Source organism: Streptomyces sp. NPDC051214, from assembly GCF_040682375.1.
GTDB lineage: Bacteria > Actinomycetota > Actinomycetes > Streptomycetales > Streptomycetaceae > Streptomyces.
In genome coordinates this window covers 112,640-135,118 of record NZ_JBFBAT010000014.1, presented here as the reverse complement: position 1 = coordinate 135,118, position 22,479 = coordinate 112,640, and the positions used below count along the sequence as shown (strand labels likewise).

Annotated in this window: 23 protein-coding genes and 1 pseudogene; 10 read left to right on the top strand and 14 right to left on the bottom strand. The window is 68.9% G+C overall.

Going from position 1 to position 22,479, the window contains the following annotated elements:
* Positions 1–293: 293 nt before the first annotated feature.
* Together AB0M70_RS32335 and AB0M70_RS32330 are read right to left on the bottom strand one after the other, a co-directional pair.
* Positions 294–998 carry a GAF and ANTAR domain-containing protein gene (locus tag AB0M70_RS32335; RefSeq protein WP_365825597.1) on the bottom strand — a complete coding sequence of 235 codons (705 nt, stop codon included), beginning with the start codon at positions 996–998 and terminating at the stop codon, positions 294–296.
* 20 nt (positions 999–1,018) lie between these two features.
* Positions 1,019–1,756, bottom strand: coding sequence for a GAF and ANTAR domain-containing protein (locus tag AB0M70_RS32330; RefSeq protein ID WP_365825595.1), 738 nt, complete (start codon positions 1,754–1,756; stop codon positions 1,019–1,021).
* A gap of 408 nt (positions 1,757–2,164) precedes the next feature.
* Between AB0M70_RS32330 and AB0M70_RS32325 the strand changes: the two genes are divergently transcribed.
* Together AB0M70_RS32325 and AB0M70_RS32320 are read left to right on the top strand one after the other, a co-directional pair.
* A complete protein-coding gene (locus AB0M70_RS32325; protein WP_365825593.1) occupies positions 2,165–2,791 on the top strand; it encodes an ANTAR domain-containing protein in 627 nt (208 codons plus the stop codon).
* A gap of 293 nt (positions 2,792–3,084) precedes the next feature.
* The gene (locus AB0M70_RS32320) at positions 3,085–3,666 is read left to right on the top strand and encodes an SUKH-4 family immunity protein (RefSeq protein WP_365825591.1); all 582 of its coding nucleotides are present in this window, start codon (positions 3,085–3,087) and stop codon (positions 3,664–3,666) included.
* On the opposite strand, the gene AB0M70_RS32315 is transcribed toward AB0M70_RS32320, so the two are convergent.
* Positions 3,667–4,068, bottom strand: a complete 402-nt coding sequence (locus tag AB0M70_RS32315; RefSeq protein ID WP_365825589.1) for a helix-turn-helix domain-containing protein — start codon at positions 4,066–4,068, stop codon at positions 3,667–3,669.
* 123 nt (positions 4,069–4,191) lie between these two features.
* On the opposite strand from AB0M70_RS32315, the gene AB0M70_RS32310 reads away from it, so the two are divergent.
* A complete protein-coding gene (locus AB0M70_RS32310; protein WP_365825587.1) occupies positions 4,192–5,043 on the top strand; it encodes an alpha/beta hydrolase in 852 nt (283 codons plus the stop codon).
* 103 nt (positions 5,044–5,146) lie between these two features.
* On the opposite strand, the gene AB0M70_RS32305 is transcribed toward AB0M70_RS32310, so the two are convergent.
* The 3 genes from AB0M70_RS32305 to AB0M70_RS32295 all read right to left on the bottom strand — a co-directional run bounded on the left by AB0M70_RS32305 (position 5,147) and on the right by AB0M70_RS32295 (position 7,384).
* Entirely contained in the window at positions 5,147–5,587 is a 441-nt protein-coding gene (locus AB0M70_RS32305) for a hypothetical protein (RefSeq protein ID WP_365825585.1), read from the bottom strand.
* A 166-nt stretch (positions 5,588–5,753) separates the two neighbouring features.
* Positions 5,754–6,752 (bottom strand): RNA polymerase subunit sigma-70, encoded by a 999-nt coding sequence (locus tag AB0M70_RS32300; protein WP_365825583.1) that lies wholly within the window; start codon positions 6,750–6,752, stop codon positions 5,754–5,756.
* A gap of 167 nt (positions 6,753–6,919) precedes the next feature.
* Positions 6,920–7,384, bottom strand: a complete 465-nt coding sequence (locus AB0M70_RS32295) for a helix-turn-helix domain-containing protein (RefSeq protein WP_365825581.1) — start codon at positions 7,382–7,384, stop codon at positions 6,920–6,922.
* Between the two features lie 98 nt (positions 7,385–7,482).
* Here AB0M70_RS32295 and AB0M70_RS32290 point away from each other — a divergent pair, with 98 nt between their 5' ends.
* Entirely contained in the window at positions 7,483–7,983 is a 501-nt protein-coding gene (locus AB0M70_RS32290) for a PaaI family thioesterase (protein ID WP_365825579.1), read from the top strand.
* A gap of 149 nt (positions 7,984–8,132) precedes the next feature.
* On the opposite strand, the gene AB0M70_RS32285 is transcribed toward AB0M70_RS32290, so the two are convergent.
* Positions 8,133–8,708, bottom strand: coding sequence for a TetR/AcrR family transcriptional regulator (locus AB0M70_RS32285; protein WP_365825577.1), 576 nt, complete (start codon positions 8,706–8,708; stop codon positions 8,133–8,135).
* Positions 8,709–8,869: 161 nt separating this feature from the next.
* On the opposite strand from AB0M70_RS32285, the gene AB0M70_RS32280 reads away from it, so the two are divergent.
* Positions 8,870–9,556, top strand: a complete 687-nt coding sequence (locus AB0M70_RS32280; protein WP_365825575.1) for an SDR family oxidoreductase — start codon at positions 8,870–8,872, stop codon at positions 9,554–9,556.
* 222 nt (positions 9,557–9,778) lie between these two features.
* Here the strand turns inward: AB0M70_RS32280 and AB0M70_RS32275 are convergent, their stop codons facing one another.
* Positions 9,779–10,168 (bottom strand): DUF393 domain-containing protein, encoded by a 390-nt coding sequence (locus tag AB0M70_RS32275; protein ID WP_365825573.1) that lies wholly within the window; start codon positions 10,166–10,168, stop codon positions 9,779–9,781.
* Positions 10,169–10,279: 111 nt separating this feature from the next.
* Positions 10,280–10,426: pseudogene (locus AB0M70_RS32270) on the bottom strand (methyltransferase); the annotation flags it as partial.
* Positions 10,427–10,851: 425 nt separating this feature from the next.
* Between AB0M70_RS32270 and AB0M70_RS32265 the strand changes: the two are divergent.
* Both AB0M70_RS32265 and AB0M70_RS32260 read left to right on the top strand, forming a co-directional pair.
* Positions 10,852–11,964 carry a hypothetical protein gene (locus tag AB0M70_RS32265; RefSeq protein ID WP_365825571.1) on the top strand — a complete coding sequence of 371 codons (1,113 nt, stop codon included), beginning with the start codon at positions 10,852–10,854 and terminating at the stop codon, positions 11,962–11,964.
* The gene (locus tag AB0M70_RS32260) at positions 11,961–14,195 is read left to right on the top strand and encodes a hypothetical protein (protein ID WP_365825569.1); all 2,235 of its coding nucleotides are present in this window, start codon (positions 11,961–11,963) and stop codon (positions 14,193–14,195) included. The genes AB0M70_RS32265 and AB0M70_RS32260 overlap by 4 nt, the downstream gene beginning before the upstream one ends.
* A gap of 185 nt (positions 14,196–14,380) precedes the next feature.
* Here the strand turns inward: AB0M70_RS32260 and AB0M70_RS32255 are convergent, their stop codons facing one another.
* Together AB0M70_RS32255 and AB0M70_RS32250 are read right to left on the bottom strand one after the other, a co-directional pair.
* Entirely contained in the window at positions 14,381–15,223 is an 843-nt protein-coding gene (locus AB0M70_RS32255) for an alpha/beta hydrolase (RefSeq protein ID WP_365825567.1), read from the bottom strand.
* 4 nt (positions 15,224–15,227) lie between these two features.
* Complete coding sequence (locus AB0M70_RS32250) at positions 15,228–15,845, bottom strand: dihydrofolate reductase family protein (protein WP_365825565.1); 618 nt, start codon at positions 15,843–15,845, stop codon at positions 15,228–15,230.
* A gap of 280 nt (positions 15,846–16,125) precedes the next feature.
* On the opposite strand from AB0M70_RS32250, the gene AB0M70_RS32245 reads away from it, so the two are divergent.
* Positions 16,126–16,674: a YciI family protein gene (locus tag AB0M70_RS32245; protein WP_365825806.1), complete on the top strand. Its 549-nt coding sequence runs from the start codon at positions 16,126–16,128 to the stop codon at positions 16,672–16,674.
* Between the two features lie 230 nt (positions 16,675–16,904).
* Here the strand turns inward: AB0M70_RS32245 and AB0M70_RS32240 are convergent, their stop codons facing one another.
* A complete protein-coding gene (locus tag AB0M70_RS32240; RefSeq protein WP_365825563.1) occupies positions 16,905–18,119 on the bottom strand; it encodes an amidohydrolase family protein in 1,215 nt (404 codons plus the stop codon).
* A 103-nt stretch (positions 18,120–18,222) separates the two neighbouring features.
* Between AB0M70_RS32240 and AB0M70_RS32235 the strand changes: the two genes are divergently transcribed.
* Positions 18,223–18,690 (top strand): MarR family winged helix-turn-helix transcriptional regulator, encoded by a 468-nt coding sequence (locus tag AB0M70_RS32235; protein ID WP_365825561.1) that lies wholly within the window; start codon positions 18,223–18,225, stop codon positions 18,688–18,690.
* Positions 18,691–18,896: 206 nt separating this feature from the next.
* Here the strand turns inward: AB0M70_RS32235 and AB0M70_RS32230 are convergent, their stop codons facing one another.
* Entirely contained in the window at positions 18,897–19,247 is a 351-nt protein-coding gene (locus AB0M70_RS32230; RefSeq protein ID WP_365825559.1) for an ANTAR domain-containing protein, read from the bottom strand.
* 299 nt (positions 19,248–19,546) lie between these two features.
* Here AB0M70_RS32230 and AB0M70_RS32225 point away from each other — a divergent pair, with 299 nt between their 5' ends.
* Complete coding sequence (locus AB0M70_RS32225) at positions 19,547–20,860, top strand: hypothetical protein (protein WP_365825557.1); 1,314 nt, start codon at positions 19,547–19,549, stop codon at positions 20,858–20,860.
* Positions 20,861–21,503: 643 nt separating this feature from the next.
* Here AB0M70_RS32225 and AB0M70_RS32220 read toward each other — a convergent pair.
* Positions 21,504–22,397 carry a helix-turn-helix transcriptional regulator gene (locus AB0M70_RS32220; RefSeq protein WP_365825555.1) on the bottom strand — a complete coding sequence of 298 codons (894 nt, stop codon included), beginning with the start codon at positions 22,395–22,397 and terminating at the stop codon, positions 21,504–21,506.
* Positions 22,398–22,479: the final 82 nt, after the last annotated feature.

Sequence of the window (22,479 nt, the reverse complement as noted above, 5' to 3'; positions counted from 1 at the left end):
AAGTCCACAGCAGCGACACACAGGCGGGCGCGCTCGTCGCTGGCGTGGCCCATGATGCGCAGTTCACCGGCGGCGACCAGGCTCACGCCGAGGCTGTCGGCGTCCGGATCCGCCGCGCAGGTTCGTGCGGCGGCGGCCAGGCTGGTGCCTCCGTCGGCGGTGCTGATTCGGTGCCAGGCTGCGCGATGGTTCTCGTCATCCATGGAGTGCCTCACTGCCTCACCAGAGGAAGCGGTACAAGCCTGCGGGGCCAGGAGCGGTCGTGTCCCCGGCTGCCTGGCAGGGGGGAAAGGTCAGGTGCGTTCTATGGCGGTGGTGTCGAGTTGGCCGTCGATGAGTTGGCGGCAGACCTGCGTCAGGCCGAGCCGGTGGGCGCGGGCATGACGGCGCAGCGCGTCAAAAGCATCGTCGACGCTGGCATCCCAGCGTTCGGCGAGGATGCCCTTGGCCTGCTCGATGTAGATGCGGCTCTTGAGGGCCGCATGCATCTGGGAGCGTTGCAGGTTGGCGTGGGCGACGGTGCGGTGTTGGAGGATGGCGATGGTCGCCACGTCCGACAGCGCCTGGGCAACCCGGGCGTCAGCGGCGGAAAGGTCCTGCCGGCGGGTGTCGAACAGGTTCATCGCGCCGATGACCGTAGCGCGCAGACGCATCGGCAGGGCGTGGGTGGTGACGAAACCGCTCTCGCGGGCCCGGGCCGCGAAGACGGGGAAGGAGCCTGTCTCCATCGGCGAGGTGAGGTCGATGTTCAGCCGTGCGGTGCCGCTGCGGTGGCAGTCCACGCAGGGGCCCTGATCGTGCTGGAGGGCAAAGAGTTCCAGCAGGCGGGTGTGTTCGTCGGAGGCAGCGATCAACTGCAGCTTTCCGTGGGGGTCTTCGAGCATGACCCCCACCGTCGACACGTCGAGCAGTTCGACACAGCGATCACACAGCGTGTGCAGGAAGTCGATCAGATCGAAGTCGTCGACGAGCGTGTCGACCGCGTCGATGACGGCCATCAGCAGGTGCTCTTCTCGGGTCATGGCCCCTCAGTCCCTTCGCCGGTCAAAGAGCCCGGCTCGTCTTCATCATCATGGCGAAAGTGCACGCGCCGGGCTACCACGTCCTCGGCAACCTGCAGCAAAGGCCGGCCCCGGCGGAAGGCAGAGGCCCGCAGCCGGATCTGGGCCTCCGCCAGGGACACATTCGCCTGCACGCTGATCATCCCGGCAGCCTGGTGCACGGCGGCCCGGTAGGAGTGCGAACTGTCCTCCGCGGCGCCGAAGGCCGCCCATGACTCCTCGTCCTGGACGAGTGCGGCGCTCAGCGCACGCGCGACGATCCAGGCGTCGGCCAGGAGCGCCTCACGAAGCGGGCCGGGCCTGACCCGTTGCAATGTCATGGCGCCCAGGCAAACCTCGCCCAGACGCAGCGGAAGACAGAACACCGCACCGATCCCGATGGCCCACGCCTCGGGCAGCAGAGCGGGCCACCGGGCAGCCGGCTCGGCCGACAGATCGGGAACCAGAACAGCCGCGCCCGAGGAGGCGACCTCCGGGCCCGGCCCCTGGCCCAGCGTGAACTGAAGGTCCTCGAGGTGCGCACTGACACCGGGGGTGGCCCACAGCAGTTCGCTCAGCCCGCCGCCGGGTGTCACAGACACCGCGACCCCGTCGACTTCCAGCGCGCGAGCGCACCGCTGCGCATCCGCGCCGATCAGGCCCCCTGCGCCGGGGGCGGGGTGCAGGCTCTCCAGGACGGCAGCAAGATCACCCATGGCCACAGCCTGCGCCCTTCTGCTGGACCGATTCCCCTGGAACTCCACACCCAGCCTATCGGTCGGCTGCCCGTCCCGAGTGGGTGGTTCCACAGCGGAGCCCCCGGGGCGTAGGGTTGACAACCAGGCTGCCCTCCGCAATCAAGCAGATCAGATGGTTTCGTCTCGCACGATAACCCTGACATTGGCTTCCGATCACGGACAGCATCGGCGGTGAGTGCCACAGATCGGAAATACCGCCATGCTCACGCTCTCGGGGACACAGCCGTTCCCTGCCTCCTGTACTCCTTTCCTGTGACAGCGTCCCGGGCGGCAGCCGTTGAGTTGGCAGCTCTCCATCTGGACCGCGCCGACCCCTCGAGCAGCCTCGCGCGATCGTGCCGGACAGAACTGAGAAACGCCTGCTCGGTGGGGCTGACGCTGGCGGTGGACGCCGCCCTGGCCCAACGCGTCTCCCTGGCCGCCCAGGGGCCCTTGGCGGCCCGGGGCGAAGCCCTGCAGATCAACCTCGGGGAAGGCCCGTGCATCGAGGCCCTCAACCACCGCAAGACGGTCCTTGTCCCCGACCTCGACGACCCGGGCCGCACCGGCGCCTGGCCCGTCTACGCCCAACGGGCCCGCGCCTATGGCATCCGGGCCGCCTTCGCGCTCTGCGCCGTTGCCCAACCCAGCCAACCCAGTGCTCAGCCGGGCCTGGTCCTGTCCGTCTACCGCGACAGTCCCGGCCCCTTGCCCGCTGCCGACCTGGAAGTGGCGCGCAACCACCTCCACGCCGCCGACCTCCTGCTCCTGACCGTCCCCCTCCCCGGCGAGGACGACGCCACCACCCCCTGGCTCCTGCCCGCCGACGCCACCGTCCATCAAGCCACCGGGATGCTCAGCTACCGCCACCACGTCACCATCAGCCAAGCGCTCGCTCTGCTGCGCGCCCACGCCTACACCCGTCAACGGGACCTGCACGACCTTGCCCAGGCCGTCGTTCACCATGGCCTGCAACTGCCCCAGCTTCCCCCACCGGACCTCACCGGCCCCTGACCCGCCGCACGCTCCGCAAGTTCTCCGAGGAATTGCACAGAAGGACTTGCCAGGGAACGCGATGAATGTGAGGAGCGACGGCCGTGAGGCGGGGCCGTAGCCGCAGAGGCGGACCCTCGGGCGAGATCGCTGCGCCGGCCGACACAGGCCACGGGCGTCCGCCCGCCGGCCACTCGCCCGCCACCACGGGTTGGAGTATGAGGAGGCCGTACCGCAACGCTTATGTTGTGACCGCTTCCATCCGTCAAGGACGCTGCGGCGTCTGCGCCGCCGCCGAGTTCGGAGTTCCACCCATGCTTTTCGACATCACCCGCAGCGAACTCGTCGACCTCTTCGGCGAGGAGCGGATTGCGACCCTGCCCGCCACCGCCTTCCCGCCCGCCGCCGCGCACACCGAGGGCGCCCGCCTCCTGCAGGCCGTGGGCGCCCCCACGGGGACGCTCCTGCTGCGTCAGCCCGACGAGGACGACGGCCTGCTGCCGCTCGTTCAGGACGTCGTCCACATCGAGGACTTCGCAGACGCCGCCCCGGGAGCGGGGGAGTGGCCCGTCATCGGCTGGCTGCTCAACGCGCACCTCGCCCTTGACCCCGTGTCCGGGAAAGTGCACGCCCTTGACCTCGACGAGGAGACCGTCGTCGAACTCCACGCGGATGTCTCCTCCCTCCTCCAGGTCACCCTCCGGCTCCAGTACCTGCTCGAGAGGTTCACCTTCAGCGACGACGAAGACGAGGAGGAAGCCGACTTCGAGCGCCTGGACGCCGAGGTCGATCGCATCCGCGAGGAGACAAGCAGCATCGACCCGCTGCCCTTCCAGGACGGCGAGACCATCTGGTCGGCAGTAAGCGACGAGATCGCCATGGGCCAGCGCTTCTAGTCAGGATTCGGCGAGCCGGTTGCTGCGGTCGATCTCCGGCATGTGTGTCTCGGCCCAGACCCGCAGAGCGGACAGCGGCTCTTCGAGGGACAGGCCGAGCGCGGTGAGCCGGTAGTGGACGGCGGGCGGAACGGTAGGTTCCACGCGACGTGCAACCAGGCCGTCGCGGACCAGGCTCTGCAGCGTGACAGACAGCATCTTCTGCGAGATGCCCGGGATGCGACGCCGAAGTTCCGCGAAACGGATCTCGCCGGGATCCGTCTCGGCCAACACCTTGACCACCATCGACGTCCATTTGGTGCCGATGCGGTCGAGCAATTTGCGGGTCGGGCAGAGCGGGTCCAACAGATCGCCGCGCTCACCGGACCGCCGACTGGATGCGCCGGGCGGGGAGGTGGTCACCCGGGTCTCACCACCTGAGGGAAAAGTGCCGTCTTGGAAGGACCAGGCTAGTTCCCTAACGTGACCCTGTCACCATTCCTCACCACCCCCCCTCGCCACCCCACCCATCCCTGGAGTCCTCCCATGCCCGAACTGCGACGCGTCCCCGTCAACGGAGTCGAACTCAACGTTGCCCTGGCCGGATCCGGTCCGGCCGTGCTGCTCCTGCATGGCTTTCCGCACACCTGGGAGCTCTGGACAGACGTCATGGCCGACCTGTCCGACCGCTACCGCGTCATCGCACCGGACCTGCGCGGATTCGGCGCGAGTAGCCCGGCCGCCTCCGGATATGACGCCGGCACCCTGGCTGAGGACGCCGCAGCGCTCCTCACCCAGCTCGGAGTGTCCTCTGCCGCAGTGGTGGGTATCGACGCGGGAACCCCGGCGGCGTTCCTCCTCGCCCTACGCCACCCCGGTCTCGTCCGACGCCTGGTCGTCATGGAGTCCGTGCTGGGCGGGCTACCCGGCGCCGAGGACTTCCTCTCCGACGGTCCGCCGTGGTGGTTCGGCTTCCATACCGCCGCGCCCGGCCTCGCCGAGACCGTCCTGGAAGGCCACGAGGCCGACTACATCGACTGGTTCCTGCACACCGGCACGCTCGGCGACGGAGTGCCTCCGGCCATCCGGGACGCCTTCGTCCACGCATACACGGGCAGCCGAGCGTTGAGCCGCGCGTTCTCGTACTACCGGGCGCTGCCCGAAAGCGCACTGCAGATCTCGCGGGCCGTCTCCTCCGCCCGCCTGACGATGCCCACGATGGCGCTGGGCGCCCGACCCGTCGGCGCTGCGCTGGAACGCCAACTCCGCCCCGTCGCCGACGACCTCACCGGACACGTCATCGAAGACTGCGGCCACATCATCCCACTGCACCGACCGAACGCCCTGCTCACGCTGTTGAGGCCGTTCCTGGCGGCTGAGGACGCGCTTGCAGCATGACCGGAGCGGCCGACGATCTTGATCTCGAGCCGATCACACCAGTCGGACTCGGGTGATGTACCGCACCTTGCTGTGACCCCAGCCACCGGCGCTGGGGCCATAGCTACGGGGCTGGCCGCTCGTCGTTGGGCTGAAAACCCGACCGGCCGATCTCTCGCTGAATTTCCCGTTGCTCTCGTTCGTCGCGTCTGTCGGCGCGGTGCAGTGCTGCTTCGCTGCGATCCAGCCGTTCTCTGGTGGACCGCAGGAGCTCGCGGGATCGGTTGATCGACTCACGCGAACGTTGGCGGTGATCGGGCACCGCGTCCATCGCCGCTCGGGCCAATTGGTCCAGTCGGGCCTCTCGCGCATCAGATGCCAACTCCCGCAGGTCGGCTCTGCGCTGCCTTTCGTCGGCTGTACGTTCCCGCTCGTCGGCCGCGCGCTCCCGCTGGTCCGCGACCTCGTCGCGCTGGTCGCCTGCAAGGTCCCGCTCGTCGGCGACGCGCTCGCGTTCGTCGGCTACGCGGTCCCGTTGATCGGCAGCGCGTTTTCGTTCCTCCATGGCGCGAATGTGTGGAGCATCGTCGCCACTTGGCTTATGCGTCCTCATACGTCGAAGTATGCGCGCTCGCCCCAATACGCGGCAGGGGTACGGAAACGGCCCCCGGAGTACGGCCCCGAGGGCTCTTTGTGTGCCGGGGGTCGGACGACGACATCGAGTGCGTGGCCTACTCTGCCCCGGCCCTCGGCAGGCGCTCCGGCAGTCCGATCCGCGGGAACTGATCGTCGTGGAACGTGATGATCTCGCTGATCGCCCCGCCGGTGACCCGCAGGACGTCGATCGTCAGCGGCAGGTAGGCGCCCTCCGCCTTCTGCCAGAGGTAGAAAGCGACAGCGGGCTGCCGGTTCACCGAAGTGACGACGGCGCGCAGGCCCTTCATGCCCTCGAAGCCGCCCTTGACCCAGTCATCCACGACGGCGTCGCGGCCGATCTGGATACCTGGCGTGGGCGGCATCGAGCAGCGGACATCGTCCGCCAGCATGGCGGCGAGCCGGCCGACGTCCGTGGCCACGCTCGCGTCCGTATAGCGGCGCACCAACTCGCGCGTCCCGGCGTCCTGTTCGCCGACGGTCCAGTCCTGCCGCTCGGCGGGCAGGTGCTCCCGCATGCCTGCGTGGGCCCGCTGCAGCGCGCTGTTCACGGAGTTGACGGAGTCCCCAAGGGCTTCCGCGACGTCCTTCGCCGGCCAGCCGAGGACATCGCGCAAGATCAGCACGGCCCGCGGGCGCGGTGCGAGGTGCTGGACCGCGACCAGGTACGCCAGCTCGATCGTCTCCCGCGCGACCGCGAGGCTCTCCGGCTCGTCCGCGTTGCCCGCGGGCAGCTCGTCGAGCAGCCGGTCCGGGTAGGGCTGCAGCCACAGCACCTCGCCGCCGGTCGCAGGCTCAGGGCGCCGCTTGGCGAGCAGATCCAGGCAGGCGTTGGTGGCGATCCGGTACAGCCAGGCCCTGAACGTCGACCGCCCCTCGAAGGTCTCCCGGCGCCGCCAGGCACGGAGGAACGTCTCCTGCACGGCGTCCTCGGCATCCTCGAACGACCCGAGGATCCGGTAGCAGTGCACGTGCAGCTCTCGCCGGTGCCGCTCCGCCAGCCCCGAGAACGCCGGCTCGTCGACCTCGCCCAGATCACTCACGCCCAGCTCCTTCAGCCATGTGTCCGCACTCATCACGTCATCCTTCCGCCGCGTCGTGTCCCGTCGTACGTGTGACGCGTGTGGGCGCGAAAACTCATCACTGGGGCGGTCGGCCGCACGCTTCCGTACCCAGTACCAGGCACAGAGGGAGGTGCAGAGGACACCTGCCGCCGGGCAAGGGCCCCAGGTTCCCGAAGGTGTCAGCGGCGTCGTGCGCCGGCTCCCAATCGTGCGGTGACATCCCTGGGGGTGAGGGCGGAGTGCTCCGCGGAACACTCGACGACGACGCGGACCGGAGCGTCGCAATCGGTGTGGCGTACGTCCAGTACCGGGCCCTCCGAGCCGAGGGCGTACGTCTCGCCCCACTGGCTCAGGGCCATCAGGACGGGCCAGAGGTCCCAGCCCTTGGGTGTCAGGCGGTACTCGTTGCGTGAGCGGTTGCCCGGCTCCCGGTAGGGGACGGCCGTCAGAATGCCGGCGGAGACCAGCTTGCGGAGGCGGTCGCTGAGGACGGCCTCCGAGAGGCCGATGTGGCGGTGGAAGTCGTCGAACCGGCGGACTCCGTTCACCGCGTCCCGCAGGATCAGCAACGTCCACTTCTCCCCGACCACGTCGAGCGTGCGCTGGACGGGGCAGTTCTCCGTGCTCGCCTCAAGCCACTTCATGACGCCATCGTAGGGGGCTGGCTTCGCCGTTGACAGTCAGCGGTACACGCGGCTAGCTTCACTTGTAAAAGTCAGATGGAAGGTGAAGGTGCTCGACCGTGGGACGGACGCGTACGTACGACTGGGATGACCCCGCAACCCTCGCGGAGGCCGCCACCCGCATGGCCGGCATCGACTTCCTGCGCGAGCTGCAGGCGGGGCGGCTGCCGGGCGCTCCCATCAGCCGAACCGTCGACTTCAGCCTGGACGAAGTGGAGCCTGGCAGAGCCGTCTTCTCGCTGACGCCGGGCGAGGAGCACTACAACCCGATCGGCAGCGTGCACGGCGGCGTCTATGCCACCCTGCTCGACTCGGCGGCGGGCTGCGCGGTCCAGTCCACGCTTCCGCTCGGCATGGCGTACACCTCACTCGACCTGACGGTGAAGTTCCTGCGGCGGATCACCGCGGACACTGGCCCGGTGCGCGCCATCGGCACGGTGGTCAACCGCGGGCGCCAAACCGCGCTCGCTCAGGCGCAGTTGTTCGACGGCGCGGACCGTCTGCTCGCCCACGCCACCAGCAGTTGCATGCTTTTCCCGGTGCCGCCCGCACGCGGGTGAGGCAGCTGAGGTGAGCCCGCCGCCTCCTGGCCGGGAACTCATGGGCGAGCAGTCAACGCCCCTGGCGGCGGAAGTCCCGCATCAGCGGAAGCCTCACCTGCATGGGCCGCCGCGCCTTTTCGTCGCGCACCGGAACGGTCCACCACCGATCAGTGGCCCTCCGTCAGTGCCGCGTGTGCGGCGGCGAGGATCTCCTCGGACTGGGGTGAGCCCTTGGTGGCTCGGGCCAGGACGAGGGCGCCGAGCATGGTGCACAGCCGGGTGATGCCGTCCTGGTCGTCGGTGGCGAGCCAGTCGGCGAAGTCGGCGACGCCCTGGGCGTAGACACGGCGTGCCTCACTGTCCGCGTGATCGGGGTCCGTGCCGGCGCGCGCCATGTCGGTGACGAGCGCGGCGGCGGGGCACCCGTCCGCCGCGCTGTCGCGGTGCTCGACGGAGAGATAGGTGTCGAGCAGGGCCCGTTGGGCCACCTCGCGCTGCCCGTCGTGCTGGGCGAGTCCGTCCTGATAGCGCCGGGTCAGTTCGGTGAAGGCGTGAGCGGTGGCCTCATCGACGAGGGCTTCCTTGGACGCGAACTGCTTGTAGAAACCGCCGTGGGTGAGGCCGGCCTCCTTCATCAGGTCGGCGACGCTGACCTGCGTGCCCCGCTCCCTGAACAGCCGGGACGCAGTCTGCACGACCCGCTGGCGGTTCTCCTCCGCCTGGGCTTGCGATACGCGGCCCATCGGCCACCTTCCTTTCTGCGCCCGACCGGCGGATCGGACGCTGACCTCCCAGTTGGATGTCGAGTGGAATCTATTCTAGACTCATCGTTAGATGTCGAGCGACATCTAAAAGCGCTCGGGCGGCAAGCCGGAGTGCCCCATCGAGATCTGACGGAGTAGCAATGGAACTGAAGAACGCGGTCGCGGTTGTCACCGGCGCCAACCGGGGGCTCGGCCGGGAGCTGGCCGCCCAGCTCGTGGCGCGCGGCGCGAAGGTGTACGCGGCGGCCCGCCACCCCGAGACAGTGGACCTGCCGGGCGTCACCCCGCTGCGACTTGACGTGACGGACGAGGCATCGATCCGGGAGGCGGCCCACATCGCCTCCGACGCGACACTGCTGATCAACAACGCCGGCATCTCCACCGGCGCACAGCTGATCGCGGGCGACCTGAACGCGGTGCGCCGTGAAATGGAGACGAACTTCTACGGCCCGCTCACCGCGACCCGCACCTTCGCCCCGGTCATCGAGGCCAACGGCGGCGGCGCCGTGCTGAACATCCTGTCCGTCCTGTCCTGGTGGCACCCGGCCGGCCTCGGCTCCTACGCCGCCTCCAAGGCCGCTGCCTGGGCGCTGAGTGACGCTACCCGCGAGGAGCTGGCACCCCGCGGCATCGCCGTATCGGCCCTGCATGTCGGCTACATGGACACCGACATGGCCGCGCACGTCCCCGCCGACGGGAAGACCGCGCCCGCCGACGTCGCCGCCCAGGCCCTGCACGCCCTCGAGACGGGTCTGCCGGAGATCCTCGCCGACGACACCAGCCGGCTCGTCAAGCAGAACCTGTCCACCGCGCCCCAAGCGGCGTAAGGCAGGCACCGCACGCGGCGTGAGACGCACGCCGCACCCCGGAGAGCCCTGCACCCTCCCCTCCGACCTTTCTTGCGTGGACCCCTGATGCGTTACGGCCAAAGGTCGTGCACCCATGGGCAACAGCCGCAAGAACGCGGCCACTTCGGTGGAGGCCGGTCTGAAGCGCCTGAACATCGACTACATCGACCTGTTGCTGGAAGGGAGCCCCCCCCCAGAGAACTACCGCCCTGGCGGCCGGGATTCGCGTACAGCGCAAGCCGCTGTCCCTCCCGGCAAGCGATGACGATTGTTCGCGATCAAGCGGTAAACAACGTGGGCGGCCCAGCGCATTGGAGGCAGCGTCAGCAAGGCCCCCAGCACTGACCACCCTGGGCCCGCACTCAAGAGCGCCTTCGCCACAGCTTGGGAACCGCCGTACACAGTCCCAGCCGGGGTCACCCACAGGACCTCGTACTCGGCTCGTTCTTGGGGGACACCGAGCGCTACGAGGTCCGCGAACTGCCAAGGGACGATCTCACACTCGGGCCGGACACGACGCTCGACGAATCTCACCGAGGTAGTGCAGAAACCGCAGTCTCCATCGAAAACAAGCACAGGCTGGATCTTCATGCCTCCAGCATGATGCGCTCCCGTGGAAACGCTGAGGATCCTTCGACGGGCAGCGCGGCGGTGTCGAGTTGTCGCACGGGAGGACCAAGTGGAAGAGGCGGTCCGCCGTGGTCACGGCCGGTCTGCCCGGACGAAAGGCGTGAAGTGCGCGGGTGTGTGGTCGATCGCCAGGTCGGCACGCCAGGCGCGGAGAATCTGGGCGCTGCATACGAACAGGCCACCGGGAAGGTGATCGAGAGGGAGCCACGCCCAGTCGCCGGCGATCTCCTGTCTTCGACAGGCACGGAGTCTCCTCGGCGGGCGTGACGTGGATCAGGCGTGCGTGATGGGGACCGCCTGCATGACGTATGCGGCGGGATCGAGGTGGACCCGGTGCGGCTGGTCCGCGGTCCGCGGTCAGCCGGCCGTCGTCGAAGCTGAGACCCACCTTCTTCAGGGGCGCGCTGGGCGCGGCACACGGAAAGTGTGGCAGGAGCAGCCTGGTCGGCTCAATTGCCCTCGCCTCTCTCGGCACGAGCGCCTCGACGGCCTCCCGGCCTTGCCCGGTGACAAAACGGTTCGTGTGAGCGGTGAGCGGGATCGTGAGGGCTCGGGGGAGGGGCGTCAGGGCGTCTCCGACGTGACCGTTGGCCGGTGATCGTCGTTGGTCCACCGACCACCCACGCGAGGTCCGGAGGGCACAAATGACGCTGGGGCAGGGCATCTTCGTGGCGGTCGTCACGGCTGTGGTGGGCGTGCCCCTCGTGAGCCTGATCGCCGGCTGGGGGTTCGGGTACATGGGGTCGGAAGCGAGACCGCCCCAGGGCCCTGGATCCGCCACCGACGTCAAACGCGTAACTCTGGACAAGGACGGGGCGAACACGCGCGACGGGTGGGACGGTGAGGCGACCCTGGGTTGCTGCGTCTTTCTCGTCGTCGCCGTTGCCATCGTGCTGGTGGAACTGGCGGTGGCCGACCCAGGGCCGAACGACGGCCATGTCCGGGCGGTAGCCGCCATTCCGGTGCTGATGGCGGCGGCGGTACCGGTCCTGCGGTACCGCAAGGGCGCACGCGGTCTGCTGCTGGCGTTGCACGCGTCGGGCGCGCTGACCTTGGCGGCCGCGTGTCTGAGCGTCGCCGCCTTCGTCACCGGACCGCCGCCCTACGCGACGGGATGGATCTTGCTCGCCGTCGTCGCGGTAGGTGTGGCCGTCACGTCCGTCGTGGCCCTGGTCCGGGCACAGGTGACGCTTACCGTGGTGCCGGTCGCCGTCGCCGTGCTGGTCGCCGTGTTCGGTGCGATCGCGCACTCCCAGTACGACTCGCCGGGCTATGCCATGCGCTTCGGGGACTCCGTGCGCATGCCGTTGCCCTCCCGGTGCGTATCGGGCGAGGGCATGGGGTGCGTCATCACGTGGAACGAGGCGCAGCACGGGTCATCTCCCGCCTTCGCCGAGAATCAGATGGTCACCGTCCACTTCAGTCCGGAGGCCAGGGAGCGGTACGGGCGTTACTACCGGCTCGGTGGCCTTTACGAGCCCGGCGACGACAACGATCCGACTCAGGTCTCTCTGGACACTCGGGCCGTGGACGACAACGCGTATGTGACCCTCGGCTACCGAGCCGACTCCTTCACGCCGTTGGGGCGGTTGCGTCTGCCGGGGCTGATGTGGGCGGCCCTGCCTCTCCTCCTGTGCCCGCTGGCACTGCATCTGTTCCTCGTCAGGGACAGGGCGACGCAACCGCTGCGGCGAAGCCAGACGCTGGTGCCGGATGGGTGGCGGCGGTTCGGCAGGGCGAGTGGGTGTGAGCAGTGAGTACGGAGCAGGCAGCGATCACGACGACACATCGCTCCGGCTCCGGCTCCAGCCCCGGCCCCGGCACCCGGGCCCTCCGGTCCGGTGCCGCCCTGCTGACGGCGGGCGTCCTGGCCGCCGGGTTGCTGACGCCTTCCGCGCAGGCGTCGAGTGCGGCAGCCGCGAGGCGGCCCGCCACCGCGTCGTCGACCGACCCGGGACGCGAACACGCGGAGATCGCACGGGAGGCCATGGCAGACCCCATCGGCCAGGCGGGCATGGAGGCCCACGAGGCGCTCCACGTGGCGGACGGCGGCCGCAACCTCGCGATCATCTGGTTCGACGTGACCGACTTCCCCCGCCACGTCTATCGGAGGATCACCAAGAAGTTCGACAACCTCGACTTCAGCATCGGATTGCCGGGCAGCAGTAAGAAGGCCGACCGGCGCCGCTACGAAGGGCGCGGAAGAATGCTGCGTCACGCGGGAAAGGAGGCCCTGTTCGAGCGACTGGGGATGTCGCCGGACCGAACCGTCCTGGAACTCACCGCGGTCAACGTTCCGATGAGCCGTGCGGAGGGGGCGTACGACGCGGCCGGTGTGCATGCGGAGGCCCTGATCTACGAGAAGATCCTGCGGCCGTTCCTGCGGGAGCTCGGTCTGTCGGCCGAAGAGGTCGACACGCTCCTGGGCAAGGCCGTCGGGGGATTCTCCGACCGGGCGCGCTGTCCCGCGTGCCGCAGGATCACCATCAGGATCCCCGCGGACAAGTTCACGTCTCTCGTGTCCTTCGACCCCAAGGAGAAGCCCGAGCGGGCGAACCGGGTCGGTGCCATCATCGCCAGCGGCGTGAAGATCGTCAGGGAGCACAAGCGTAAGCAGGCGGCCAGAGCCGAGCAGGCCTTGCCGGTAAGCGGCGGCTCGGCCACCGACTGCGTATCGAAGAAAACGGGCAGCGGCCACCGGCCTGTGATGGCGATGGCCCTGCCGTTCGCCGCCTCCGCGGGCGACTGCGGTGACGGCGGGAACAGGGTCAATTCGGGGGCTCTCGGGCGGGCCCTCGAACGCCCGGCCGGGGCCGACGCCTACGGCGGTGTGGACTTCTCCACCCTGGAGATGCGGTACATCTCCGACGGGCAGGACGGCCTCAGTTACGCCTACTCCAGTACGACGCTCTCCGACGAGTACCAACAAGACCCTGGCCTCGGCGCGCGGATCGTCCAGGACTTCGGCACGGATCTGCGGACCTGGCTGGCACTGGACCCGCAGAAGTTCTGGGTCAATCTCAATCCCGCCGAGCCGGACCGGATCGTCGACGCCGCCCTCGGGCGGACCAACGCCGGCCGGGTGATGCTCGAGGCTGATCTCCAGATGAAGCGGACGAAGGCAAAGATCCTGCACCCCGACGCGAAAACCGGAAAACGCTTCTGGCGGGGCGTCAGGCCGTCTTCAAACGGTTCGCTCTGCCTCTCCTCCCGCATGTGGATCGTGCCGGGGAAGATCGAGGTCCATGAGAACGGCGAGTCGCTGCACATTCTCAAGGCGCCGCTCGACGTGAAAACGGAGTCCTTGAACGTCGACGCCCCCGACGTGGGATCGTGCGATACCGACCCCGCGGCCGACGCCCACAACGAGAACTTGGACCGGACGCTCGTCCTGCCCGAGATCAGGAAGGCGGTCAACACCGCACCCGAGTACGCGCCTCTGCGCCGGGCGTTCCTGGCAAGGATCGTCGCTCAGTGGGTCAGGAAACGTCACCAGCAGGGTCACCGGACGTCCTTCGACGGTGTGATCGCCAGCGAGGAACCGGGTGTGTCGACACACAGTGGCCGGAGCCCCAGGGATGTCTTCGACGACTACGTCCGCTCCTACCGGCGCAAGGAGTTCGACATCACCCGCAGGACGACCGAGGGACGGCTCACGCGCGTCACCCGGTACGTATACGGTGGCGCGGACTTCACCCGGGTCGGTCTCACCGCGGTCGGGGAGGCGGAGATGCGCGAGCGGTACCCGCGGTTCGCCGAATCCGCACAGGCTTCTGTCGAACGGCAAGTGACCGCCGCCGACGGGTCCGTCTGGCTGGGTGGTTCGGCCACCCCCGCGGAGGAGGGTTTCTGGAGCGGCCTCAAGGCGGACACCGTCCGGACGACGGGCGGGAACGGTTTCGTCTTGTCGATGACGGCTCTCTTCGTGGTCGGACTTCTTCTCAAAGTGCGCAGCCGTCTGCGCCGGCGCGGCCGCTCCTCTGCCTGACCAACCCAACCGGCCCTGGTCGGCCGGGTCTTGAACGGTCCCGCCCGAGTCATGTAGGGAGCGATCCTCGAGTGCGAAGGCGTAACGAGAAGCTTCCGGCTTCCGGCTTCGGGCGGGGGGACGAGCCACGGCGACTGCAACTCGCACGTACGACACGAAGCGCTGATGCTGGCGCCGACCGTCCTCTACCCGAGCCTGAGCATCGCGTCGGTGACCTCGCCGATCGCCGCAACGGGGATCGCGGTGGCCGCCTTTTCGAGGAGGAGCAGCCGGGCCCCCGGGATCTCGCGCGCGAGAGCCTCACCGTTGCCGACAGGGAAGAACGGGTCGCGGCGGCCGTGGACGACGAGGGTGGGGGCCTCGATCTCGGGCAGGCGTTCGCGCCAGCGGGGCTTGCAGTCGAGCCGGGAGAACACCATGCCCATCTGGTTGGCCATCTGGACCGGGGGTGTGGTGCTGGGTGTGCGGTCCCAGATGCGGGCAGCGATGTCGCGCGCGGCGACGGGGTCGTTGCCGAGGATCTCCGCGCCGGTGGCCGCGAACTCCGCGACCGCCTCTCGGTCGTTCCAATCGGGCATCGGACTGGCGAACAACAGGCTCATCGTCGCCTGATCATGGTCGGGGAGGTCATCATCGGGTGGGCCCGGGGCAACCGCGCGGGTGCCGACCAGCGTGAGCGCGGAGAACGCGCCCGGATGATCGAGCACGGCCACCTGGGCGACCATCCCGCCGACGCCGATCCCCGCGAGGTGCGCAGGCTCCCCGCCGAGCGCGGCAGCAAGGGCCGCCGCGTCGGCGGCGAGGCTGCGCAGGGTGTAGGCGGGGGCCTGCGGGTCCGCGGTCGTCGACTCTCCGCTGTCGCGCAGGTCGTAGCGCACCACACGACGCCCGCCCGCGGCGAGGCGCTCGCACAGGGCGTCGGGCCAGGAGAGCATGGTCGTTCCGCCCGCGAGCAGGACCAATGGCGCGTCGTCGTCACCGAACGACTCAATGCCCAAGGCGATCTCATTTACCTTGACAGTGGTCATCGAATCACCGGGAAACGTCGTAGGTCAGGTGTGTCGCGGTCGATGTCGCGGTCACGCTCCGCTGCACCAGCGTGTGTGCAGAGCCGCCGGTGAACAGCGGTGTACCGGCACCCAGCACGACGGGCGCAAGGTGCAGATTCAGTACGTCGACCAGCCCTGCGTCGAGCGCCGAGCGGATCGTGGCACCGCCGCCCATCAGGATGACGTCGAGGTCCTTCCCGCTGTCCGACGACGCCACCTCGGCTCGCTTGCGCGCGGCGGCGACGGCGTCGGGTAGACCGGTGGTGACGAACGTCCAGTCGAGATTGGTCGTCCGCACCGAGCTCGGCGGTGAGCTTGTCACGACGATGAACGCGGGCTTGCCGACCTCGCCCGCGCCGTAGCCCGTCGTGTCGTCCCAGCCTTGCGGCCCGTCGACGATGTCGAAGAGGCGGCGCCCGAGGACGACGGCGCCCGAGCGGGCGGTCCCCTCGCGCAGGAACCGGCGGTCGTCAGGGTCATCGGAGAACGCCCACGTGTGCAGGGCCTCGCCACCGGTGCCCAGGCCGTTGTCCGGGCCGGGGTCGGGCCCGGTGACGAAGCCGTCGAGAGAGACGGAGATGTCAGCGATGATGCGAGTCATATAGGGGCAGACTCGACCCACCGCCCAAACTCATCGCTCGTCTCGGCCGACACGCTGCTCGACCCCGCTGTCTACATGCCGCCACCGGCAAGCGACAGCGGGGCACGGGCCTCTGTCGTCACCGCGGCGTCGGACATGGGCGAGACTCGCCGCGCGCACGATCGGGGGTGAGCTCACCATCTCGGACAAGTCGACCCTAGGAAGGTGCGGGCCCCTATTCCGGCGGTGGTCTTGAAAGCCACTTGCAACTGATGGCTCAGCTCGGGAAGGCTCCGTGGTCATGGAGTTCTTCTGCTACCACCGTGATCGGCCCCGCTCCCTTGCGTTGCGTGAGGAGTTGACGGAGGAGCACTGGTCCTACATGGATCGGTATGCGAAGGAGTTGATCGCTCGCGGCCCGACCTTCGCCGATGATGGTGAGACGCCCACCGGCAGTGTGCACATCGTCGATCTGCCCGATCCCGCCGCTGCCCGAGCGTTCGCCTTCGACGAGCCCAACTACCAGGCCGGCGCGTATAGGGATGTGTTGGTACGCCGGTGGCGCAACGTGCTGGGGCGCACCATGTGGGATTTCGATGGCGGCCGGGCTGGTGGCGATCGGTATCTGGTGCTTGGTCTCGGCGAGGGCCCGGCCGCCGATCTCGAGCTGCCCCTCGACCAGGACGAACTGATCGCGTACGGGCCTTTGCTGTCCGACGACGGCGACACCTGGGTGGGTACGGCGGTGCTGCTCAGGGCACCGAATCCGGAAGCGGCACGTGCCGTTCTGACGCCCGACCGGTACGCGGACATCGAAGTGCACAACTGGGAGTTCGGCGGGCGGCGATAAGCCACGCCGGCGCCGGTTGATCTCACCTCGCAGGATGAAACGAGGGGAGAAGGCGCCGCCCCTCGAGTCGGCGTCATCGCACCCTTTGCTACCGGTTGGCGCGCGCCGCGCCGCTTGCGCGCCAACCGTTCCAGCAGTTCGGCACCCGGCATGCAGCGGACCGTAGAAGGTCGCCGTGCCGCGGCGAGCAGAGAGCGGACAACTGAGCGTTTCCCCCGAGGGGCCGGCGGTCATGCCGTCAGGCGGGTACCGCGGCGCCAGACGGCGCGGGTGTTGAGGGTGTCGCTGATTGTGTGGGTCGGGTCTCCGTCAACCAGCAGGAGGTCGGCGCGGAGTCCCTCGGCGATGCGGCCCCGGTCGCTGAGGCGGAAACGGCGGGCCGTGGTCGCGGTGGCCGCCCGCAGGGCCCGTTCGGGAGTGAGGCCGGCCGTCACCAGGTACTGCAGCTCGTGGTGCAGGCTCGCTCCGTGCGCCAGACCCCCGAAGAACGTCTCGGGCATGGAGACATCGGTACCGGCCAGCACGTCGACGCCGGCGGCGTCCAGGGCGCGCACCGTGTCGTACACGTCGTCGAGCTTGCCCTGTGGGTAGCGGTTGTAGCTGGAGCGCAGCGTCCGGTCCCACGCGCTGTCGAGGCGTGCGGCAACTCGGGGGTCATCGGCGAGTTCGCTGCCGGTGATTCCCATCATCGAGGCGTTGAGAGCGATGCAGGGAATGACGAACATTCCCGCGTCCTTGATGATGCTGATGATCTCGGCGGTGTGCGGCTGGTCCATGAACACGTGGGTGAGGCCGTCAATGCCGGCTTCGGCGGCCATCCTGGTGGCATCCACGGTCAGCGCGTGGGCCACGGTGAGGGCGCCGTACTTCTTGGCTTCGGCGACACCGGCGTTCACGGTGGCCTGGTCGAGCGAGGGCAGCCCCGGGTGTCCCTCCACGCTGCCGTCGTCGATCATGAACTTGATGAAGTCGGAGCCGCGGGCGAGAAGTTGTGGCACGAAGGCGGCCGCCTCCTCGGGAGTGGTGGAGAACGGCATCAGCGGCATCACCGGGGGCAGATCCCACTTCGGCCGGAAGCCTTCGGGCATCAGCTCGCTCGGATGGCCACCGGGGGGCGTGATGGCGAAACCCGAGGAGCGCACGTCGGCCTGCGTGTCGTCCTCGGTGATGGGGCCTCGGTTCTCCCGGGTGTTCATCCCCTGCATTTCCAGTTCGGTTGTCACCCCGAACCTCAGGGCGAGCGCCAGTGAACCCGGAGCGGAGTGAACATGGGCGTCGATGAGCCCCGGCAGCAGGGTGGCGCCGCTGCCGCCGATGATCTCGCTGCCGTGAGGAACGTCGCCGCCGATCTGGGCGATCCGCCTGTCGTCGATGACCACGGTCCGCACACCGATCGACTTCTCCCCGTCGAAGACCTGCGCGCCTGTGATTGCAGTGAGCGCCATAGCGGTCCGCCTCGTTTCCTCGCCCGTCCAAGATTTACATACCTAAAGCTATGTAATTATCGGTAGGTATGCAAATGTGGGGGCCGGGCCTAGACTCGGTCCCATGAGCAGCGCGTTCTTCTCCGAGCAGTCCTCCGACGACCTGGCGCTGGACCAGATCGGACCGGCGCTGTCACGATTGCGTCGTCGTGCACCGGCATCGAGCAAGGACCTGTCCCGCAACCTCGTACTCAACGTGATCGCCGACGCGCCGGGCGAGACGACCGTCGGTGGCCTCGCTGCCGAGATGGGCGTCGCCCAGCCGGTGGCCAGCCGGACAGTCGCCGCCTGCATCGCGGATGGACTGCTGCGCCGGGCGGCGTCCCAGTCCGACGGACGCCGTACCGTGCTCGAACTCACCGAACACGGCGAGGCCGAACGCAACCGCTTCGCCGCCGAACAGCGCAGAGCGTTCGAGGAGATCACCGCCACGTGGTCGCCGGAAGAGCGGATCCAGTTCGCACGCCTCTTGGCCCGCTACGGAGCCGACGCCACCGAGTGGTCCAGGAAACAGGTAGCCGACCGCGACTGAGCGAGCGGTGTCCCGGCAACGCGGGGCCGTCCGGGCAACGCCGCGCGCGAACCTGCAAGCGAGCCACGCCGGGCACGCTTTCCGGCCCGGTGCAGGACTTCTTCCGGCCCTCCGCTAGGAACCCGTCACGTCGTCGGCACACACTGACGCATGGCGAGCGGCCTGCCCCGCTTGCCTTGCCCTGCCGTGCCCGGCAATGCGGACGGCTACTCGCCGTCCGCCGGCGTGCCGTTGGACTGCTGTTGGCCTAGTTGGCGCTCCAACTCGCGGCGGAGCTCGTCGGCGAGCTGGCCCGTGCGCCCCCACGTAACGATCTGTTGGGAGACGTCACGCAGTTTGGTGTTGGTGCGCATCGAGACTTCGCGGAGGACGTCCCACGCGTCGTCCGGGCTCAGCTGCCCCAGCGCGATGACCACGCCGATCGCTTGGTCGACCGTCGCGTGGGACCACACGGCTTGCTTCAACTGCTCGACCTCGTCTTGCAGATCGACAACCGTCTCGGAATCGTCGGCTACGGGCGCGGGAGTGCGCTCAACGCGGTTTGCGTCAGTGGACAAGGCAGGCCCTCCGGGGTCTGGGGATGGTGCCCATGTCCACAGAGTTCCCGTTGATCATGAGGAGCGCAACTCTCGCCCACCCGGCCAACCTTGTACGCGACCCTCGCTAGGGTCACGGTGGCGCAGGGCACTGGTGACGGCAGAGGCCCGTACGCGTTTCAGCTGGCGACACGAGGCGCTGGTGCAGTGTGAGGCGTCGGGCAAGTCCTGCTGGGCCGAAGGGAACGCATCGAACTGTGATCGAGTTGGTGACGTCCCGTGCTCACCCCGTCGTGCGCGCTGCGAGCACTGTGGTGTTCATGCGCAGACTATGTGTCCTGCCGCTCCTGTTGGTCACGCTCGTCGGCTGCTTCGCGCCGCAGCCGCCGAGGCTCGACGCGCGGACCGAGCCCGACAGGGCCTTCAGCGTGCCGCTGCCCGTACCGACCAACGCCGTGGGTGACTGGTCGCTGGTGGACTCCCGCAACGGCATGGTCGGGCAGGGCAGATGGATCGCGCGGATTGATGAGGACGGACGCGCCCTGTGGCGCACGCGTCTCCCGGCCGAGTTCGCCCTGACGGCGCGCCCCGGCCGACCCCATGCAGCCAGCTCCGGCCTGAGCCCGATCGTGCTCGTCGGTGCCGCTGCGGCGGGTCGGCTTCCCGCCCTTGCTTCCGTGGATCCGGACACCGGCCGGTTTCGACGGCTCGCGCCGTCCCCGCCGCGCCCCGCAGGGAAGCTGAGCATGATCACCGTGTTGTCGGGGCGTCAGGCTGTGGCTGCGACGTGTCGGGCACACGCCTCCTGCACCCTTACCGCCTGGGGAAGCGACACCGGCCAGGTCCAGTGGACGCGGCGAACCCGTGGCCCTGCTGTCTTCGCCGCACCTTGCCTTCAGCAGCGCGGCTGGAAGGTGCCGGGCCAGCCGGGGCCGCATGACTGCCACCCCCTGACGTTCGTCGCCGACGGCCGTATCGAAGTTCTCCGCCAAGGTGAGCAGCGGCCCCACGGCTGGCGGGTCAAGCTCCCACCGGGCGAGATCGCCCAGGTCTACCCCACGACGTACCGCACCCTGGTGGTCACGGCCCCGCGCGGCCCCGCGTGCCGCGTGCGGGTAGCGGCGTACGACACCGTGAACCAAGCTCCCGCACCGGTCTGGCAGCGGGACTTCGCCTGGAACCAACCGCAGGCAGCCGTTCGCGATGGCTGCCGCCAGGATCCGACGATCCCCCTGATGATGGGCTACCGTCTCACCCTGCCGGACGCGGCGGGCGCACTCATCGGGGACGACAACGACGGCGAGTTCGGACTGCGATTGCGGCCCGGCGAATATCCGGTGGCGTACGGAACGCGCATCCTCGCCTACCGGGCCGGCCGCGGATTCCGGGATCCGGCCCCCGCGAAGGTTGACAATGCGGCCCGCCCCGCCGAGCTCACCCCCGCCGCGCAGCCGCTGGGAAGCGGGATCTGGTACGTGCCCGGTGAGGGCAGGAAGGGCGTGGTGCTTGCCGTGGACGTATACGGAAAGGTCACCTGGCGACGGGCCGTCGGTGGCCCACCGTTCTTCCTGGGCGACAACCGGCTCGTGTACGCCGATGGCTCACGCCTCACCGCTTTGCATGCCAGGGACTGACCGCACGCCTGCGCACGACGAAGCCTGAGCAGCTCACTGCTCGCGCGTCGTCTGTGCAGAAAGGCAGCTGAACGCCGCATAAGCGCCCGTCGTGAACCCCTGTTGATCTGGTCTGTGTGCCGCGGCCGGTACTCATGAGATCCGGGTGTGGAGAGCGCGAGCCTGACAGAGGCATGCGGGGGCCCATCGGAGAGGACCGATCGGGTGGTCTACGTGGCACGGGCGGAGGGGCTCCAGCGCACACCTGCTGCCGGTGACAGCCTCCCTGTGGTGGCGGCCGTTCGGGCTGTCCTGGTTGAGGAGGAGACGTTCATGCGTCGATCTGCGCAGGTTGCAGCAGCACTGGTGATGGGAATGGGAGCAGCATTCGGACTTGCGGGTGTCGCCCAGGCGGCGCCCAGCGACGGTCCCGCCGTCTTCGGGGATACGTGCTTTGAAGAAGGAGGCCGTGTAGTGCCCGGCCCGTTGGGATCCTATGGACCTGAGATGTGCCAGGGCGGCAAGCACGACGGAGCCATGATCGTTCCAAACACGTGAGCGGCAACGCCGAAAGCTGACGTGACGCGTGTACGAGATCAACAGGGGGTCAAAGAGGGGTCCTCGATGAGCAGGCTCGGCGCCGACGACGGCTTGGGGACGGAAGTCAGTTCCTGCGCGATGGAGTGCTGGGCTTCACGAGAGACGGCGCGGTCATGTCGAGCAGAAGCAGGGCGTCGTGGTCGGGGGTGCCGGGCTCGGCGGTGTAGACGCCGATGCGTTGGCCGGGGGTTCCTTCCACATGGAGGGCCTGCGAGGTGAGGGTGATCGTTCCGACCTGGGGGTGCTGGAACGACTTGTGGGCGGGCTTGCGGCCGGTCACTTCGTAGCGTTCCCACAGGCCGGCGAAGTCGGGGCTCTTGAGGAGGAGTTCGCCGACGAGGTGGGTGAGGTCGGGGGCGTCGGGTGCGGTACCGGCGATGGCGCGCAGGCGGGCGACGCACGCGGTGATCTGGCGGTCCCAGTCGGGGAAGAGATCGCGTGCGGCCGGGTGGAGGAAGAGGTACCGGGCGAGGTTGCGGTGTTTGACGGGCCAGTCGTCCAGGCCCGTGTAGAGGGCGAGGCCGCCGGGATTCCATGCCAGCACGTCCATGCTGCGGCTGATGACGTACGCCGGGTTGGGGCGCAGTGACTCGAGCAGCAGCTTGAGGTGGGGGCGCACGGTGCGGCTCGGCGCGGGCGGCGGTTCGGCGACGTAGCGCGCGGCGCGGGCGGCGAGCTCGCGCAGGTGCTGGTGCTCCTGGTCGTCCATGTGCAGGGCGCGGGCGAGCGCGTCCAGGACGGCGGGGCTGGGGCGGGTCTCCTTGCCGCGCTCCAGACGTACGTAGTAGTCGATGCTGATGCCGGCGAGGGTGGCGAGCTCCTCGCGGCGCAGGCCTGGAGTGCGGCGTATGCCGGCGCCGACGGTGAGACCGACGTGGTCGGGGCTGGTCTGGGTGCGGCGGGCGCGCAGGTAGCGGCCCAGCTCGGCGCCCTCGCTGGGTGCGCTCGTCGATGCCATGGCTCCAGTCTCACTCGCCGGGTACCCGCCGCGCACCGGCGAGGGGGGCCCTGTCATTACCCCTGAAGAGCCCGCCCTGCCA